The organism is Bradyrhizobium sp. AZCC 1719, from assembly GCF_036924525.1.
Classification (GTDB): Bacteria; Pseudomonadota; Alphaproteobacteria; order Rhizobiales; family Xanthobacteraceae; genus Bradyrhizobium.
Genome location: NZ_JAZHRU010000001.1, coordinates 3,488,229 through 3,505,928, shown reverse-complemented (window position 1 = coordinate 3,505,928; position 17,700 = coordinate 3,488,229). Strand labels below are relative to the sequence as shown.

The window sequence follows — 17,700 nt, the reverse complement described above, 5'->3', positions numbered from 1 at the left end:
CCGTATGTCAGTTGAGCAGATCCGGCTGTTCTTTAACGATCTTCGAATAGAGGGTCTGGAATTGAAACCAGCCTGTCCTCGACGCACCGAGGATGTTGAAAGCCTGCTGCGCTGACTCTTCAGGGATGACCTTGAGAGATTGCCCGGTTCGCGCAGCAGCCGCCTCAGCGAGCAACTGCACTTGGCACGACCGCTCCATCGTGATGAACCACCACACAGCTTCATCAACGGTCTGGCCGACCGTGAGAAGTCCATGGTTTTGCAGAATTGCCGCCTTGTGAGGCCCCAACGCCCGGGCGATTTGCTGACCCTCATCCAACTCGACCGCGACCCCGCCGTAATCCTCGTACAGAGCGTGGTCGTTGTAAAAGGCGCAGGCGTCTTGCGTGATCGCCCCCAACTTTCGACCCAAGGTCGAGAAGGCCCGGCCGTACGTGGAGTGCGAATGCGCCGCGCCCACAGAATCGGGCCGGGCAGCATGAACGCTCGCGTGAATCGCGAAAGCAGCCGCATTGACCGGATGATTGCCTTCGACAACTTCGCCTTTGTGGTTGACCCGAATAAGATCAGACGCCTTGATCAGGCCAAAGCTCATGCCGAAGCCATTCACCCAGAATGTGTCGGTGAACTCCGGATCGCGCGCGGTGATGTGGCCAGCGACGCCTTCATCGAACCCGAACTTGGCGAACAACCGGAAGCCGGCTGCAAGGCGCTCTTTGCGATGCTGCCGTTCTTCGGCCAATGTTGAAAAGACCGGCGGTTGAGGTAGCCCGTGCGTCATCTTCTCCGTCGCATGCGCCTGCTGAGCATGTTTTGAGGGGGCGTTCATCGCATTCTCCCGTTTTCTCTTGTATGTTTCGCGATGCGAAATTGGAGGTTCGCTGGCTTTTCCCACATGCCAGCCCTACAATTGGGCTCCATCGATCTCTCCAGGAAGCTGACGGATGGCCATCCAAAGCACAATTGAATTCGGTTGCTGATTGTTGAAGCAGGCTCAAGCCAGAATATGTCTAGCCCGGCTCTTCCACCTCTCACGAGTCTGCGCGCCTTCGAAGCGATCGCGAGATTTGGCAGCGTCAAGCTTGCCGCCGAGAGCCTCAATCTGACGCCGTCCGCTGTCAGTCATCAGATTCGATCGCTAGAGGCGCACTTCGGGATGCAACTGGTGGAGCGCAAGGGACGCAACATCGCTCTGACTGAAAGCGGTGCGGTCTACGCCGCCTCCGTGCTGAACGCGTTCAACGAACTGTTTCGCGCGAGCGACATCTTGGGTGTCCGAAAGCACGATCGTGTTGTACGCGTCAGCGTGACTCCAACGTTTGCAATGCTCGCCGCATTGCCCAACTTGGAACGGTTCCGCAAGGCATCTTCCAACCTCGATCTCAGACTGGAAGCACGCAACACAACGGTCGACTTTGCAATGGACAGTATCGATGCCGCGGTGCAACTGGGAACGCCACCGGTGCCCGGCCTGACATTCCATCGGCTTCTTCGCTCCCGTGCGGCGCCCTGCGCCGCGCCGAACCTACTTGAGAGATTTGGGCCTATCAGCACGGTCAAGGACCTCTCTAAGTTGCCCCTGATCGAGTTCAGCACTGTGCCAAATAGCTGGCGTGCATGGTTTCAGGCAAACGACCCTGATCTCCCGTCGATCGAACCGGAACTAGTCGGCGACAGCCTGCTTACAGCACTTCAAATGGCCCGGTCCGGCATGGGAGTTATTCTTGCGCCGTTTCCCTTGGTTTCGCCGATGATTACCAGCGGGGCTCTCAAGGTCCTTACGCTCTGGCCGTCCTTCAAGATGGACTCGCGAGATTTCTATTTTACCTATCGAAAATTGCATGAAACATCGGGCAGGATCAAGGCTGTGCACCAGTGGCTGAAAGTTATAGCCAGGGACCTCGAAGCAGAGTCTGCAATGTTGGGGGTCTGAGGCTCGGGTGCCTATGCTTGGCTGCTCATGTCCCGTATCTCAAAACCCTCAAAGTGGCCGATAGATGTCGCATCACGAGTAGTCATAAAATCCTCGACCGCTTTTTACGCCAAGGCAGCCCTCGGCGATCATCTTCTTCAGCAAAATCCGCGGCTCTTCAGGCAGGCCGAGCCGGTGCTGGGCATAGTTCTCTTCGATGCTCAGCACCACGTCCAGGCCCACCGCGTCCATGAGGCGGAAGGGGCCGTGCTGTGAACCGGTCGCCTGGCTGTAGATAGCATCCACTACCTCCGCCGACGCGACACCCTCGGCTACCACGGCCAGTGTCTCGCGTTTGATGGCGGCCCAGATGCGGTTGAAGATGAAGCCCATGCTCTCGCGCTGCACCACGTAGGGCGTCAGGCCATAGCCGGGCAGCACGTCGACCAGCAGCTGGATCACAGCCGGGTCGGTCTGGCCGCACGACATCAACTCAATCGGCGTGATGCCCGGCGGCATCAGGAAGTGCGTGTTCAAGAGGCGCGCCGGGTTCTTCACGCTGTCGGCAAAAGCGCTCGAGGAATAGGATGAGGAGTTGCTCGCCAGGATGGCGTCGGGCTCAGAGAGCGCATCGATCTGCTTGAAGATGTCCTTTTTCAGTTCAAGATTTTCAGGCACTGACTCCACGACAAGCCACGCATTCTTTAGCGCGGCAGTCATGTCGTCGACCCCCATGATGGTGCCTGCCTTGCTGCCTGGAAGCGTAGCGAGCACGGCAGGTAATTGCTCTCTTGCAAAGGCGACGCCCGCATCGCGCGTCGCGGCGCTACGGGCATACAGGCGCACTTCAGCGCCGCGCGTCGCCAGCATCAGCGCGATGCGGCGGCCAAGCGTGCCGGCGCCCAGAACGGCGATGGGGCGGGTGGCGATGTCATTAGGGAGTTTGAACGTCATGGCGATAGCCTCGCGATTTTTGGCGAGCGTTCCTTCGACGCGCAGCACGCAGTGACTCGATCTCAGCTCTCTCGGTCGTGTGGACGTTGTCGGTGCCATAAACGGTAGCGGTGATCGCGGCGATGACTAGCGTGGCCACTCTGTCGCGACGATCACGATCCCCGGAAGACTACTTTGCCCCGGAAATTCTTGGCTCCATGTTCCACCACCGACTGAACCCCGGCTTTGAAATCTTCGCTCTCGAACAGGGGAGGCCCAATTTCCAGGAGCAGCTCGTCGGCTCCTCTAGTACCGTAGTCGAGAAATCCTCGCAGCAAACGCTCATTCGCCGCATACGCTTTTGTTGGACCGTCCGCAAACCTTTGCGTCCACGCCAACGCTTCGGTGCATAGCGATGCCCGCGGTACGACGCGATTGACGATATTCCACCGCTCGAAGACGGCGGCATCGTAGCGTTCACCTGTCAGACAAATCTCTCGAGCCCGCGCCGGTCCGCAACGCTCGGCGAGCAGGTAGATTCCGCCCAAATAGGTTGCGGCTCCGATATCGCGCTCTACCTGAGCAAATTTTGCATCTTCAGATGCGATTATTACATCACAACGCAACGCCAGTTCGAGCGATGCCGCGAAGCAAAACCCTTGAACCGCGCACACGATTGGGACGTCCAACTGCTCCAGTCGCAGCACAATCGGAATAGCCCTGGTCAGCATTTTTCGGGCGCCCTTGCTATTCACTCCCGAAAAGGTGGTCTTGACGTTCACTCCCGGCCCGAAGTGGTCCCCCGTCGCGTGTAGAAGTACCGCTCGAACACCCGAGCTGTCCACTTCATCGAGCGCCTTGCCGAGCTCCAGGAGCAGGTCGTCATCGACGAGATTGATCGGAGGATTGTCCAGCGTTAGGATACCAACGTTACGCAGCTTTTCGAATTTCACGGATGTCACAGTAAGAGCTCCCTCGCTCTAGCCAGGATGATTGGTCATTTGACGGTTGCTGGACGAACCGATGCGCTGGGCAGCAGGTGGTTCCTGTAACGCTCACGAAGCTCGGACTTCCTGATCTTTCCCGTCGCCGTGTGGGGGATTGAATCCATGACGACGTCATCGGGCATCCACCACTTCGCGATCTTGCCTTCAAGAAATGAAAGGATATCCGCCCTGGTCGTCTCCATGTTCGGATTAAGCTGAACGATGAGAAGCGGCCTTTCGCCCCATTTCGGGTGTGAAACCGCGATCGCCGCGGCCTCCTGTACGGAAGGATGAGCGATAGCGGCATTTTCGACTTCGATGGATGATATCCATTCGCCGCCCGACTTGATAACGTCCTTGGATCGATCCGTGATACGCATGTAGGCGTGCTCGTCGATCGTGGCGACGTCGCCGGTATCGAAATAGCCCTCCTTGTCCAGGATCTCGTCATTCAGCCCGTAGTAGGCCTTGGCAACGCTTGGGCCACGCACCTTTAGCCTGCCATACGCCTTTCCGTCGTGGGGAAGCTTCTCGCCGGACTCGTCGGTGATCTTCATTTCAACGAGGAAAGGCGAAAAACCTTGGCTGGAAAGCTGGGCAATTTTCTCCGCGCCGGTCAAATCTGCGAACGGCGGCTTCAGGCTTCCGATCGAACCGACAGGTCCCATCTCTGTCATACCCCACCCCTGCCGTGCACAGATGCCCATCCGCTCAAAGGCTTCAATCATCGCAGGCGGTGGCGCCGCGCCACCGATGGTCAAGTCCCGAAGCGCTGGCAAACGCAAGCTGTTTGATTCCATATACTGTTGAAGCATGAGCCAGACGGTCGGCACACCGGCCGTAAACGTTACTTTTTCGTCCCAGAGCAACTCGTATACGGACGCGCCATCGAGCTTCGCGCCAGGGAAAACAATCTTGCTCCCTACCATCGGGGCGTGAAACGCGAGCCCCCAGCTGTTGGCATGAAAGAGCGGCACAACCGGCAGGACCGTGTCGTTGCAGCTAAGGCCCAGAACGTCTGCCTGCGCGGTCATCAGCGAATGGAGTACATTTGACCGATGCGAGTACAGTACACCCTTTGGATTCCCCGTCGTGCCTGACGTGTAGCATAGTCCGGCGGCGGTGTTTTCGTCGAAGAGTTTCCAGGCGAAGTCGCCGTCTACGCTATCGATCCAGTCTTCGTACGCGATCGCGCCGCGCAAGGAAGTGACGGGCATGTTACTGCGATCCGTCAAGATGACGAAACGCTCGATGACTTCGAGTTGCGGCGCAAGCTTCTCGAGAAGTGGCACGAAGGTGATATCAGCAAAGATAACGCGGTCACGTGCATGGTTGATGATCCACGCGATCTGCTCGGGGAACAACCGCGGGTTTATGGTGTGACAGACGGCACCGATACCCATGATTCCGTACCAGATCTCAAGGTGTCGCCATGTGTTCCACGCCAGGGTCGCGACCCGATCGCCAAGCACAATGCTGTCGCGATCCAGCCGCTGGGCGACTTTCAGCGCGCGCCTTCTGATCTGGCCATAGTTGGTCCGATGGATCGGCCCCTCGACAGAGCGAGTCACCACCTCTCGGTCCGGATGACAAATCGCGGCGTGATCAATGATTCGCTGACACAGCAACGGCCACTCTTGCATTAAGCCCAGCACGGGAAGCTCCAAAAGTTACTGACACGTCCTTTCATCTTTGTATTGGACGTGACCGGCGCGATTGGATGCGATTGCACCACGAGACTATCGTGCCGCAAAATACAACGTTGAAGAACGGTTATTCAGCGGTGGATTCGAACAGGGACCGATCGCCATGCACCCATCCAGTCGCGAGCAATCGCGCATGCCGCCCGCCTGCGGTCTTCCTGCGTGCATATCCGCCCTGCTTGGCTTTGGGGTCGGCAGCGCCGATCTCGCAGGACTTCTATTGCTCAGGCAGGCCGACCTCGGCGGCAACCGCGAGGGATCGATCGATTTCCCTGGCAACGGCAATCTTCATGAGGCCTGCGGCAGCGCCCTGACGGTCGGACGCTCGTCAATCCACCCATCGCAATTATCCTTCAACTCCCCGCTTGGCGTCAGAACTCGTAGCGTATTCCATCTGATGAAGCTTGTTCGCAACTGCGCCGCCAGGGATATGGACCCTCGTTTGCTTGCCTAGGACGAAGACGGCGTGCACAGCTCGCCAACTCGGCGCCGCCCTTATTCATGATTGAATTGGCAAATCCGGCATTGCCGTCTTTTTCTCCTAAGTTGAATGATTATCATCATCCAAGTAGGGATAACGAGGATCGTGTAACCATGCTGGACAGCCCCGCGCCGCCTTTACTGGACCATATCCGCAAGCGGACGGTCCGCGCCAACGGGCTCGATTTCCCGATCCTTGAAGCGGGGAGCGGTCCCCTCGTGCTATGCTTGCACGGCTTTCCGGATCATGCACAGAGCTGGGTTCACTTCCTGGATCGTCTCGCGCAGGAAGGGTATTGGGCCGTCGCGCCGGCGCTGCGAGGATATTGGGTCGGCGGCGCCGCACCCGACGGATCCTACCGCGCCTTGGCGACCGGGCAGGACGTATTAGCACTCATTGAAGCGCTGGGGGCCGAGCAGGCTGATCTCATCGGCCATGACTTCGGAGCGCGCGCAGTCTACGCCGCGGCAAGCCTCGATGCGGCCCGCGTCCGCAAGCTTGTCGGGTTGGCAGTCCCCTATGGAAAGGGACTGACGACAGCATTCGTCGCCGATGGCGATCAACAGCGGCGAAGCTGGTATATGTTCTTCTTCCAGACTCGCCTGGCGGAAACGGCTGTTCAGCTCAACGACTTTGCATTCCTCGACCGGCTCTGGCGAGAATGGTCGCCGGGGTACGTGCTGCCGCCTGCGGACCGTTCCGCGCTCAACGAGACGTTTGGCCAACCCGGAGTCCTGACCCAGACCCTGGCCTATTACCGGCAGTTGTTCACGCCGCCGTCTGACCCGGCAGCCCTGGCCCTTGAAGCCCGCGCGAGCGGTCCGATTGCTGTCCCGTCGCTCTATCTGCATGGGGAGGACGACGGCTGCATGTCCGCGCAGCTTAGCGAAAGCATGGAAGCGGCGTTCACGAAGGGATTCGAGCGCGTCGTGATGCCTGGCGTCGGTCATTTCCTGCATCTTGAACAACCCGATGCAGTGCTGAGCCACGTCTTGCGCTTCCTGAAATGCTGAGCGGTCTCTGAGAGCGAACGGTCGCCCGTACCTCGATGGCGCGAACCGGCTTCGCTTCAACGAACACCCACCCTGTCGCCCAGCCGAAAAGGACGCTTCGATGTCGAAACGGAATCCCATTTTGATCACTGGAGCCGGCGGCGAAGTCGGCTCCGTAGGCAAGACGATGATCAACATGCTACTGGAGCAGCGATATCCGGTGCGTGCCTTCGTGAGGCGAGACGACGATCGGGCGGAGGCGCTTCGACAGATCGGAGCCGAAGTATTCGTCGGAGATCTACTCAACGTCGCCGATGTCGCCGCCGCCCTGAAGGGTTGTCGCCGGATCTACTTCAGCATGAGTTTGAACCCCTACTATACCGACGCGAGCATCTTGATGGCCGCCGCTGCGCGCGCGCAAGGGGACATTGAGGTCTTCGTGAACATTTCGGAGTTCGAGCAGTCCTACATGACGTTCGATAAAATGACCGGCGCCTACGAGGCGCGTCTCGAATGGCTTGGGGGACTTGTTGCCGAATGGTCACCGCAACAGAGAGCCCATTGGGCATCGGAGCAGGCGCTAAAGTGGTCCGGCCTGCCGGTCGTCAATATCCGGGCGACCATGTTCGTCGAGAATCCGATCCTTTCCTGGTTTCCGCTAAAGCAGTTGCTTGGTGCGGGCGAACTCCACCTGCCTTTTGGCACGCAGAAGATCGCGCCAATCGCCGCTTATGATGTTGCGGAGGTTTGTACGAAGGTCCTGATCGATCCCTCGGCGCATATATCGAGGTCGTATGAGCTCACCGGACCGGAGTTGAAGGACATGCATGGGTTTGCCGAGGATTACGGCGCTGCGCTGGGACGACGTATCTCGTATGTGCCCCAAGACCTGGATGCCTGGATCGAGACGTATATCAATAGTGCCATCGCGTCTCGCAGTCCGCATATTGCAGACCACCTGGGAACCATCACCCGCCTGGTCGCAGGTGGACGTTATGATGTTGTCAACGATAAGCTTGAAAGCTTACTTGGGCGTGCTCCCAAGGTCGTCCGATGGGCCCTCGGACGAAATCCGCGCGTTCGCAAAGCGCTGGAGGCCGCATGATCATGCGACAGTTCAGGAAACGGCTTTGGCACCGGATTTTGCCCGCTGAACCGGCCGGCGGGCGATAGCGTCGGCTGCTTGTTGCAGGTGCCGGAAAGCCTCGTCGTGCTGGAGACCACGATTCAACCTACCGCCGAGATGCCGCATGCCCCATCGGCCAAGAGCCAGAACGATAACGCCGAGCTCACGGCCACGGTCGGTAAGGGTATAGGCGGCTCGCGGGGGATGGTCGCTGTAGAATTCGCGACGTACAAGGCCGTGTGCCTCAAGTGTTTTTAGACGATCAGAAAGGACATTGGGCGCCATGCCGGGCAGACGTTCTTGAAGGTCCTGAAATCGCATGGTGCCTGGGAGAAGGTCACGGACAATCAGCAACGTCCAGCGCGCGCCCACAATATCGAGCGTTCGCGCTACAGGACAAGACGCATCAAGACTTTTCTTCTTTGCCATTCCGGGCTCAAACTAGCTTGCCGCAACACGCGGCCCACTGACTTGCAGACATATAGTCAATATAATCTGAATTGGAACTCCCCTCGCCTTATCTTCGAACGCTAAACTTCTGATCGCCGGTTTGGGCCGGGGCTCATTCTGATTTGGAACTTGCCAGATGGCCGCACGAGATCCTGCCGTCGATAGCGCGTCGAAGGAACCGCGGACCGCTACGCTCGCCCGCTCGTTCGTTTCTTGCGCCTACGTCGCCGCTTGCGAGCCCAAGCGCGCTGAAAGCCAATCGAAAATAAACTCGTTGGCCAGCGTCGGGTTATCTGCGTGTCCTTGGGCTGCTGCCGTTTCCTCCTCCGGGAACACCTTGAGGACGGCATCGTGACCGACGCGTCTTAATTGATCCACCATCTGGCGCACGCGGTCGGCCTCGAGCCACCCCCGTTCGCCTATTGTGATAAGTATTGGACACTCGATATTGCGCGCTATTCGACTTTCGCTTGGATGAGGCAAACTGCCGATATTGGGTCCCGTCTTGCGGCCGGCAAGAAATGCTCGCTCATGGAGATCCCAGATACCGCCGTCGCAGGCGGCTGCCGCAATGCGCGAGTCGCCTGCGACGCCCCGCGCCGCGAAGGAGGATCCCCATCCGTCGGCGAGAACAGCGATCCGTTGGATGTCGACATCATCACGTCCCGAAAGATAATCCACCGCGCGCGAGATCGCCGATTCCAGAAGCGGATGGTCAGCCACCTCCGCCAGCCGATCACCGTTGCCTTGCCCTAACAAATCCAGCGCTAACATGGCCAGGCCGCGATCACTGGCGTAGCGGGCAAGCTTGAAGAGATATTCCTCCTTGCAGTGACCGGGTTCGCCGATGCAAATGATGGTCGCCAGCGGCTCATTTGCCACGCGGGGCGACAGCAGATAACCCTGCAAGGGATAATCCTTCAGCCAAGGGAAAGTGACGGTTTCAGTAGACCCGCTATCGAGCCACTTGCGCGCGCATTCGCGCATTGCAGCGACGGACGCTCGCCGCCTTCCGTCGGGGGGCTCGAACGGAAAGGCGGCAGCCAGATGATAGTTGATGGCGCGTAGCCAGTTGCTTCGTGCAGTCAGGCGATTGCCCTTGGCAAGGGCGGCGTCGCCTCGATCGTTGTTCGCATCAGCTAACCGTGTCCATTCACGGTGCCATACGTAGTTATCGCCAGTCCCGATACGGCCTGCCACCAGATAACATTCGGCAACGGTCGAACCGCCCTCCTGGGCAGACGCTAGAAGCCGCATGAACTCCGCGGACCAGTCGTCTCTTCCGGGCCAATATGCCCCATGCCCCACATTAGAGCTCATTGCGATTTTCAGAACATTGAGATCAGAGCGACTTAGTATTCGATGCAATTGGCTTGGATGATTCGCTATAGTTTCTCTTCTGCCGTATCTGCGAGCGTGTTTGCCGCACGAATGCCGGCCGCAAGTATCGCATCGGACATCGAGCGGTCTTCAACCGCGCGCGAGAGCTGAAGCGCTCCGACAAGTACGGCGAAAATTCCGATCGCCGCATCATGAGAAGGATAGCTAGAACTATTCTGCGGTAGCCGCCGAGCTAATTGTTCGAAGAACTCGCGCATCCGAGCAGTGTAAACCTTCCGGGTGGAGCGCGGCTGACGGCCGATCTCGGGAAGCAGTGCTGCGGAGGCGCATCCAGTCTCCGGGCGGTCGCGATGCTCCGAGGACAGGTAATAACGGATCAGCTCACGGAGCTCGCCAGCGGCGGCATCAGCTTCGGCCAGTTGATGCGGTTGCTCATTGAGTGCACGTTCCAGCCCCTCCCGGACCAGATCGTTCCTTGAGCGGAAGTGAGAGTAGAATCCACCATTCGTCAGCCCTGCCTCGGCCATAACCCCGGTCATTCCCGTGGCGGCGATGCCTTGCCGCCGGAACCTCTTGGCCGCGGCCTTCAGGATGCGCTCATGGGAGTGATCTTTGTGCCCTTTGGCATACCGCATACCGGATCCTCCAAGCGAATAGCCTGTTGTATGATTCTTATCATGTGATATTTATATCTTAATCCAATAGCTGATCAATCGCATTGAGGAGGCTTTTATGCGACGAGACGGAAAAGTGGCGATTGTGACCGGGGCTGCTACAGGAATCGGGCAGGCCTCCGCAAAGGCGCTGCACCAAGCTGGATTCCGCGTGTTCGGCACCAGCCGGCGCGCCGTCGCGAGCACCCTCGAGGGGATTACGATGGTCACCTGCGATGTGACAGACGACGCGTCTGTGAAGGCAGCCGTCGGCAAGGTTCTCGATACGACGGGCAGGATCGACGTTCTCGTGAACAACGCGGGGATGGGCCTGCTCGCCGGAGCCGAAGAATCTTCGGTTGATCAAGCTCAAGCGTTGTTCGACGTGAACCTTTTCGGAGTGATCCGCACGACCAATGCGGTTCTTCCGATCATGCGAAATCAAAAGGCGGGACGGATCGTCAATATAAGCTCGGTCCTTGGCTTGATACCTGCCCCATTCTCGGCCCTCTACTCCTCCACGAAGCATGCTCTCGAAGGCTATTCGGAGTCTCTCGACCATGAGGTGCGAACCTTCGGCATTCGAGTTTGCTTGCTTGAGCCCGCGTATACCCGCACTTCGTTCGAACAGAACATGGTGCTTCCGGATCGGACCTTAGACGCTTACGTCTCGGCGCGAACGCGGACCAGCACGCTCATGCACGAGGTCATGAAGACAGCCGACGATCCCCAGGTAGTTGCCGAGCGAGTCGTTGAAGCCGCGACTACGGCATCGCCTCGTCGGCGATACACCTGCGGCAAGATTGCGCGTCAGGTGAGCGTACTTCGCCGTTTTGTCCCCGAACGGATGTTTGACAAGAGCCTTCGCAAGCAGATGGGGTTACCGGCGTAACTGGACTGGCCCAGGCCGATCCCGGACGTTCCCTTTGCGCCGTTTGTAGCGCGGTGTTCGGTCCGGCGCTTGCGACTTCGTGTCGACGGGCAAGGCCTCAATTGCTGTTAAGAGCCAACCTTGCGCCCGACGGACGACGAGGTGTCAGGGATAACTCAAAAAGGTAATCTCATCATGCGTCGCGTCGTCGTTACAGGGTTGGGATTGGTATCACCGCTGGGTTGCGGCAGTGAGTTGGCATGGTCCCGCCTGCTCGCGGCCCGTTCCGGGCTGGCTGCCCTACCCGAATGGGCGGTTGCCCTTCCCGCGCGGGTCGCTGGAATCGTGCCGACAAAGGCCGACGATCCGGATGGAGGCTTCGATCCGGATCTGGTTGTTCCTCCCAAGGATCAGCGACGGATGGATCGCTTCATCCTGTTCGCACTTGTCGCCACGGCCGAGGCCATTGCGGAGGCAGCTTGGACTCCTTCCGACGCACACTCGCTAGAGCGAACGGCGACCGTGATCGCATCGGGCATCGGAGGCTTTCCGGCGATCGTCGAGGCGGTTCGCACCACCGATCAGCGCGGGGTCAAGCGCCTCTCGCCCTTCACCGTACCGTCCTTTCTCGCCAATCTCGCGGCCGGTCATATCTCCATCCGCTATGGCTTCAAGGGTCCCATCGGTACGCCGGTCACCGCCTGCGCCGCGAGCGTGCAGGCAATCGGCGATGCCGCGCGCCTGATCCGCTCCGGAGAAGCGGACGTTGCAATCTGCGGAGGCTCGGAAGCCTGCATCGATCTCGTGAGCCTCGGCGGCTTCGCCGCCGCCCGGGCCCTTTCGACCGGCTTCAATGACACGCCAGCGCGCGCGTCCCGCCCCTTCGACCGCGACCGCGATGGCTTCGTCATGGGCGAAGGTGCTGGTATCCTCGTGATTGAAGAATTGGAACACGCGCTCCGGCGGGGCGCCCAACCGATCGCCGAAATCGCCGGCTATGGTACGACTGCTGATGCCTACCACATCACGTCAGGACCCGAGGACGGCGACGGCGCGCGCCGCGCTATGGAAGGCGCCTTGCGGCAGGCCGGCCTTAAGCCCGCAGATATCCAGCATCTCAACGCCCATTCCACTTCGACGCCGGTTGGCGACCTTTCCGAACTGGAAGCGATCAAATCCGTGTTCGGCCGCGACGGAAAAATTGCCGTAAGCGCGACCAAATCGGCGACTGGTCATCTGCTCGGCGCAGCCGGGGGAGCGGAAGCGATCTTCACGATCCTCGCACTACGGGACCAGATCGCGCCGCCCACCCTCAATCTCGAAAATGGCGACCCGGCCGCGGAAGGCGTCGACCTCGTGTCCCGTGAGGCCAGGCGCATGACGATGGACCATGCGATTTCGAATGGATTCGGCTTCGGGGGCGTCAACGCCAGCGTCATCTTTCGACGTTGGCAATGATCAAGCCTGTCCAACATTGGCAAGTCACTGCCGACCTTCCTGCTCTTGGGAGGGGGCCAGAACGGTCCGCTCTTTGCCAGCTCCAACACGCATGCGAGTAAGCGACATGACTCAGTCCAAGCGCGAAGCCCAACCTTCCGTCCAGGAAGTTGCACTCATTGTCGGTGGCGGACCGGGCATCAGCTCGAGTTGCGCGAGGCTGTTCGCGAAGAACGGTATGCGTGTTGCTGTGGCAGCCAGGAATCCCGAAAAAGCGGTCCTCGCGAAACTCGAAAAGATGCATGGGGTGCATCGATTCGCTTGCGATGCGAGCGAACCGGCGGCCGTGGAGCAGTTGTTCAAGAATGTCGTGCAGGACTTTGGGACACCAAGGCTTGTCGTGCATAACATCGATGGCCGGGTCCCCGGCATTTTCCGCAAAAGCGTTATCGAAGCCGACCCGATCATGGCGCTTGAAACACTTCGAAATGCGGCGTTCAGCGCGTTTCTGGTAGGGCAACAGGCAGCCAGGCTCATGCTCGGAAACAAACTCGACGCCAACGGGGCGAAGGGAACGATCATCTTCACGAACGCCAGCGCAGCGCTCAAAGGCTTCCCATCAAGCGGCGCCTTTGCGATGGCATGCCATGCCAAGTCGGGACTCGCGCAGAGTATGGCAAGAGAACTGATGCCGCAGGGTATCCACGTCGCGAACGTGCCGATCGACGCCGCGATCGGCTGGACTCAGGAGGACGGGACCCGGGCGCACCGGCTGGCAGGAACGACTGTCGACGACAACATGGCCGACCCCGACCGTATCGCCGAAACCTATCTGCAACTGCATCGCCAGCATCGGTCGACGTGGGCGTTCGAAGTCGTGCTCCGGCCGTGGGTCGAGAAATGGTGACTGGTATCGCCGGCGCGCCTGTATCGTCACCCGGAATTGTCGGCCCGGTTTTCGACTGGTTGTCCGATTTGTTCGCCGTAATACCCTATTCTACGATGAGCGCGTAATAGGCCTACCCGAGTAGCCTCCGCAGTATATGTTGGGATGAAAGCCACGGAGATAAGCCAATATGGTCGATGTGATGCGCGACGCCGCTTAGTTCGATTCTGGACCGAGCTTCAGAATCTCCATTTCATAACGCTCCCCAAAATCTGGCGGGAAATAGAGCTGCTTGCATAACGAACTCAGCAGCTTAAGCGCTGGCTGGGGCGGGAGGGATCGAACCTCCGAATGGCGGAATCAAAATCCGCTTGATTATTCAACGATTTCAAGGTGCATTTGGAAAAAAGCTAAAAGACGCCCTCTAGCAATTTCAAACAGCTTGGCAGTCGTTTCCAAATAAGGAAGCAATCGTCAGAGACCGGAGAACGAAATGACGTCCCGTATTCTCACAAGACTCGCCTTGGTAGCCGTGACGTTCGGCTTGCTTGGTGGCGCTGCGACGGCGCAAGAAAAGTGGCCATCGAGGCCCGTGACGGTCATCGTGCCGTTCGCCGCCGGCGGCAACACGGACGTCATGGCGCGCATTTTTGCAGAACAACTGACAAAGCGGCTCGGCCAGCAGTTCATCGTCGAGAACAGGCCCGGTGCGGGCGGGGTCAACGGCCTGCACGCGATGACGCGCGCCGCGCCGGACGGTTACACCGTTGCGGTAGCAACCTCCGGTGGAATCGCCATCAACCCTATACTGATCAAGGACAAGATCCCCTACAACGTCGAGAAAGACTTCACCTATCTCTATGGCATGGCAGCGCAGCCGAACATCTGGCTCGTCAATCCGTCCGTCCCGGCCAAAACCATGGCAGAGCTGATCGCCTGGCTGAAGGCGAACCCGGAGACGCCGTATGCGACATCTGGCGCCGGCACGACGCAGCATATCTGCGGCGCGATGCTCGAGGACGCCGCGGGGCTCAAGATGACGCCCGTCACCTACCGCGCATCGAACCTCAGCATCCAGGATCTGATTGGTGGTCAGATCAAGCTCGCCTGCGACAACTTCGCCGTGGCATACGAGCAGGTGAAAGCCGGCTCGCTACGTGCCGTCTCGATCACGTCGCTTGGGCCCTATCCGCTTGCCAAGGAGATCGAGCCGACAGCCGCGACCCTACCGGGCTTCGAACTGATGCCGGCATTCGGCTGGGTCGGCCCCGCCAACATGCCGCCCGACATCGTGAAGAAGCTCATTGAAGAGCTTGTCGCGGTCGGCAAGATCCCCGAAGTCCGCACCGCACTCGAAAAGTTTGGTGTACTCCAGACTGAACTGCCCGGTGCGGCCTACGCCGAGGCGCTCGCCAAGGAGCGCGCAGGGTACGCACGTGTGATCGAGCGTGCCGGGATCAAGGTGCCCTGAGTCGCCGGACAACCGCAGATTTGGTGGCGGGAGCGTGACTCGAACCCGGAGGCTAACCGCTGGGCGAACTGCAGGACGGCGCCAGTCGCGCGCGTTGTCTGATTTCCCAAAAAATCTGAACGGGAATAGAGTTGGTTACATAACGAACCCAGCAGCTTGGGTGCTGGCTGGGGCGGGAGGGATCGAACCTCCGAATGGCGGAATCAAAATCCGCTGCCTTACCGCTTGGCTACGCCCCAACAGGCCGAGGCCGAAAGCGCCGGGGATGCCCCCGCGCGAATTGGTTCGGACAACGACGGTCTATAGAGGGACTTCAGCCATTTCAACAGGCTGAAATCTCGAATTTCACCCGAATCCGCCCCGCGGCGGCGTGAGCCTTTATATATGGACCGTCCGCCGCCGGTTTCCGCTGCCCGGGCCGGGAGAATACCGCCCGGTGGAGAGTTGAGAGAACCCCGGTTTCGTGGGAAGACGGCGGCAGCTCATTAGCCAAAAAGCGAGATTTTCGTCATGACTTACCGCGCGCCGATCTCCGACATCCTGCTCGCGCTCAACCACGGTGCAGGCCTGCAGGCGGCCGTGAAGGCCGGCCATTACGGCGATTTCGACGCCGAGATCGCCGCCGCCGTGCTGGAAGAAGCCGGCAAATTCGCAGGCGACGTGCTGGCGCCGCTGAACCGGGTGGGCGACGAGCACGGCATCAAGCTTGCGGACAACAAGGTGACGACCGCGCCGGGCTGGCCCGATGCCTATCAGCGCTGGGCCGCCGCCGGGTGGAACGCGGTATCGGGCCCGGAAGCGTTTGGCGGCCAGGGCTTGCCGCTTGCCATCAACGCCGCCTGCACCGAAATCTGGAGCGCGTCGAACATCGCTTTCGGCCTCTGCCCGCTGCTCACGCTCTCGGCGATCGAGGCGCTCGACGCCCATGGCAGCGAGGAGCTGAAAAAGATCTATCTGCAAAAACTCGTCTCCGGCGAATGGACCGGCACCATGCAGCTCACCGAGCCGCAGGCCGGCTCCGACGTCGGCGCACTGCGCACCCGTGCCGAACGCGCCGGCGACGGCACCTACCGCATCAAGGGCAGCAAAATCTTCATCACCTATGGCGACCACGACATGACCGACAACATCGTGCATTTCGTGCTGGCGCGCCTGCCCGATGCGCCCGCGGGCACCAAGGGGATCTCGCTGTTTTTGATTCCGAAGTTCCTCGTCAATGCCGACGGCTCGCTCGGGGATCGCAACGACATCTATCCGTCCGGCGTCGAGCACAAGCTCGGCATGCACGCCTCCCCCACCTGCACCATGACGATGGGCGATCATGGCGGCGCCATCGGCTACCTGATCGGTGAGGAAAACAAGGGCATGCAATGCATGTTCACGATGATGAACCAGGCCCGCCTCGGCGTCGGCCTCGAAGGCGTCGGCATTGCCGACCGCGCCTATCAGCAGGCGCTGGCCTTTGCGCAAGAACGCAAGCAGGGCCGCGCGATCGGCAAGAAGGGCCACGGGCTCGATCCGATCATCGTGCATCCCGACGTCAAGCGCATGCTGTTGCAGATGCGCAGCATGACGGCCGCGGCGCGCTCGATCTGTTACGCGACGGCGGTGGCGCTCGATATCGCCGCCCGCGCCAAGGACCCGAAGGTGCGCGCCGATGCGGCCTCGCGCGGCGCGCTGCTGACGCCGATCGCAAAGGCATTCTCCACCGACATCGGCAACGAGGTGACGTATCTCGGCGTGCAGATTCATGGCGGCATGGGCTTCATCGAGGAAACCGGCGCCGCGCAGCATTATCGCGACGCGCGCATCACCTCCATCTACGAGGGCACCAACGGCATCCAGTCGATCGACCTCGTGACGCGAAAACTCGCCGCGAATGGCGGCGCATCGGTGTGGGCGCTGCTCGACGAACTCGGCGGCATCGTCAAGCAGGTCGAAATCTCGAACGATCCCGCTTTCGGTACGACCGGCGCAAAGCTGCGCGAAGCGCTCGGCTCGCTCGAGCGCGCCAGCAAGTGGCTCCTGGAGCGCGTGGCGTCTGCGCCGAACGATGCGCTCGCCGGCGCCACGCCCTACCTGCGCCTGTTCGGCTCGACGCTCGGCGGCTGCATGCTGGCCGGCGAAGCGCTGGCCGCGAAGAGCCATGGCGATGCCGGCGATCCGCAGCGCTACGTGACGGTCGCGCGGTTCTTTGCCGAGAATATTACCGTGCAGGCGGGCTCGCTGGAAAAGACGGTGACCGACAGTGCCGATGCCGTGAACGGCGCGGATGCGGCACTGCTGGGATAAGCCTTTGTCGGAGTACCGCACCAGAATCCCAAAAATACACAACAAGTTCCATTGTGCCGCTCGTTGTTTTGAGGCAACACCCTTGAAAAAACAGATAATCCCGTAGTCTTCGGCCGTTGCGGATTCATTTCGCAATCCGAAGAATGACCCCTGTCGCGTGCTTGTG

At 59.9% G+C, this 17,700-nt stretch carries 16 protein-coding genes and 1 tRNA gene; 9 read left to right on the top strand and 8 right to left on the bottom strand.

Annotated elements, in window-relative coordinates:
- Nucleotides 1-7: 7 nt before the first annotated feature.
- Entirely contained in the window at nucleotides 8-829 is an 822-nt protein-coding gene (locus V1292_RS16435) for a class II aldolase/adducin family protein (RefSeq protein WP_334373768.1), read from the bottom strand.
- 144 nt (nucleotides 830-973) lie between these two features.
- Here V1292_RS16435 and V1292_RS16430 point away from each other — a divergent pair, with 144 nt between their 5' ends.
- On the top strand, nucleotides 974-1,933 hold the full coding sequence (locus tag V1292_RS16430) for a LysR substrate-binding domain-containing protein (protein ID WP_334373767.1): 960 nt from the start codon (nucleotides 974-976) through the stop codon (nucleotides 1,931-1,933).
- Nucleotides 1,934-2,005: 72 nt separating this feature from the next.
- Here the strand turns inward: V1292_RS16430 and V1292_RS16425 are convergent, their stop codons facing one another.
- The 3 genes from V1292_RS16425 to V1292_RS16415 all read right to left on the bottom strand — a co-directional run bounded on the left by V1292_RS16425 (nucleotide 2,006) and on the right by V1292_RS16415 (nucleotide 5,486).
- Entirely contained in the window at nucleotides 2,006-2,914 is a 909-nt protein-coding gene (locus V1292_RS16425; protein WP_334373766.1) for a 3-hydroxyacyl-CoA dehydrogenase family protein, read from the bottom strand.
- Nucleotides 2,915-3,018: 104 nt separating this feature from the next.
- A complete protein-coding gene (locus tag V1292_RS16420) occupies nucleotides 3,019-3,798 on the bottom strand; it encodes an enoyl-CoA hydratase/isomerase family protein (RefSeq protein WP_334373764.1) in 780 nt (259 codons plus the stop codon).
- A gap of 44 nt (nucleotides 3,799-3,842) precedes the next feature.
- Complete coding sequence (locus tag V1292_RS16415; protein ID WP_334373762.1) at nucleotides 3,843-5,486, bottom strand: long-chain-fatty-acid--CoA ligase; 1,644 nt, start codon at nucleotides 5,484-5,486, stop codon at nucleotides 3,843-3,845.
- A 61-nt stretch (nucleotides 5,487-5,547) separates the two neighbouring features.
- Here V1292_RS16415 and V1292_RS16410 point away from each other — a divergent pair, with 61 nt between their 5' ends.
- The 3 genes from V1292_RS16410 (at nucleotide 5,548) to V1292_RS16400 (ending at nucleotide 8,112) form a co-directional block, all read left to right on the top strand.
- On the top strand, nucleotides 5,548-5,988 hold the full coding sequence (locus V1292_RS16410) for a hypothetical protein (RefSeq protein ID WP_334373761.1): 441 nt from the start codon (nucleotides 5,548-5,550) through the stop codon (nucleotides 5,986-5,988).
- Nucleotides 5,989-6,128: 140 nt separating this feature from the next.
- Nucleotides 6,129-7,028 (top strand): alpha/beta fold hydrolase, encoded by a 900-nt coding sequence (locus V1292_RS16405; protein ID WP_334373760.1) that lies wholly within the window; start codon nucleotides 6,129-6,131, stop codon nucleotides 7,026-7,028.
- Nucleotides 7,029-7,128: 100 nt separating this feature from the next.
- Entirely contained in the window at nucleotides 7,129-8,112 is a 984-nt protein-coding gene (locus V1292_RS16400; protein ID WP_334373759.1) for an NAD(P)H-binding protein, read from the top strand.
- A 12-nt stretch (nucleotides 8,113-8,124) separates the two neighbouring features.
- Here V1292_RS16400 and V1292_RS16395 read toward each other — a convergent pair whose 3' ends face one another.
- The 3 genes from V1292_RS16395 to V1292_RS16385 form a co-directional block, all read right to left on the bottom strand.
- Nucleotides 8,125-8,562: a winged helix-turn-helix transcriptional regulator gene (locus tag V1292_RS16395; RefSeq protein WP_334373758.1), complete on the bottom strand. Its 438-nt coding sequence runs from the start codon at nucleotides 8,560-8,562 to the stop codon at nucleotides 8,125-8,127.
- Nucleotides 8,563-8,802: 240 nt separating this feature from the next.
- Nucleotides 8,803-9,840, bottom strand: coding sequence for an alpha/beta hydrolase family protein (locus V1292_RS16390; RefSeq protein ID WP_334373757.1), 1,038 nt, complete (start codon nucleotides 9,838-9,840; stop codon nucleotides 8,803-8,805).
- 128 nt (nucleotides 9,841-9,968) lie between these two features.
- A complete protein-coding gene (locus tag V1292_RS16385) occupies nucleotides 9,969-10,559 on the bottom strand; it encodes a TetR/AcrR family transcriptional regulator (RefSeq protein WP_334373756.1) in 591 nt (196 codons plus the stop codon).
- Between the two features lie 97 nt (nucleotides 10,560-10,656).
- Between V1292_RS16385 and V1292_RS16380 the strand changes: the two genes are divergently transcribed.
- The 4 genes from V1292_RS16380 (at nucleotide 10,657) to V1292_RS16365 (ending at nucleotide 15,242) form a co-directional block, all read left to right on the top strand.
- A complete protein-coding gene (locus tag V1292_RS16380; RefSeq protein ID WP_334373755.1) occupies nucleotides 10,657-11,469 on the top strand; it encodes an oxidoreductase in 813 nt (270 codons plus the stop codon).
- Nucleotides 11,470-11,643: 174 nt separating this feature from the next.
- Complete coding sequence (gene fabF, locus V1292_RS16375; RefSeq protein WP_334373754.1) at nucleotides 11,644-12,906, top strand: beta-ketoacyl-ACP synthase II; 1,263 nt, start codon at nucleotides 11,644-11,646, stop codon at nucleotides 12,904-12,906.
- Between the two features lie 106 nt (nucleotides 12,907-13,012).
- On the top strand, nucleotides 13,013-13,792 hold the full coding sequence (locus V1292_RS16370; RefSeq protein WP_334373753.1) for an SDR family oxidoreductase: 780 nt from the start codon (nucleotides 13,013-13,015) through the stop codon (nucleotides 13,790-13,792).
- A gap of 472 nt (nucleotides 13,793-14,264) precedes the next feature.
- Nucleotides 14,265-15,242, top strand: coding sequence for a Bug family tripartite tricarboxylate transporter substrate binding protein (locus V1292_RS16365; protein WP_334373752.1), 978 nt, complete (start codon nucleotides 14,265-14,267; stop codon nucleotides 15,240-15,242).
- A gap of 164 nt (nucleotides 15,243-15,406) precedes the next feature.
- Here the strand turns inward: V1292_RS16365 and V1292_RS16360 are convergent.
- Nucleotides 15,407-15,481: transfer RNA gene (locus tag V1292_RS16360), tRNA-Gln, on the bottom strand.
- Nucleotides 15,482-15,752: 271 nt separating this feature from the next.
- Here V1292_RS16360 and V1292_RS16355 point away from each other — a divergent pair.
- Nucleotides 15,753-17,534 (top strand): acyl-CoA dehydrogenase, encoded by a 1,782-nt coding sequence (locus tag V1292_RS16355; protein ID WP_334373751.1) that lies wholly within the window; start codon nucleotides 15,753-15,755, stop codon nucleotides 17,532-17,534.
- Nucleotides 17,535-17,700: the final 166 nt, after the last annotated feature.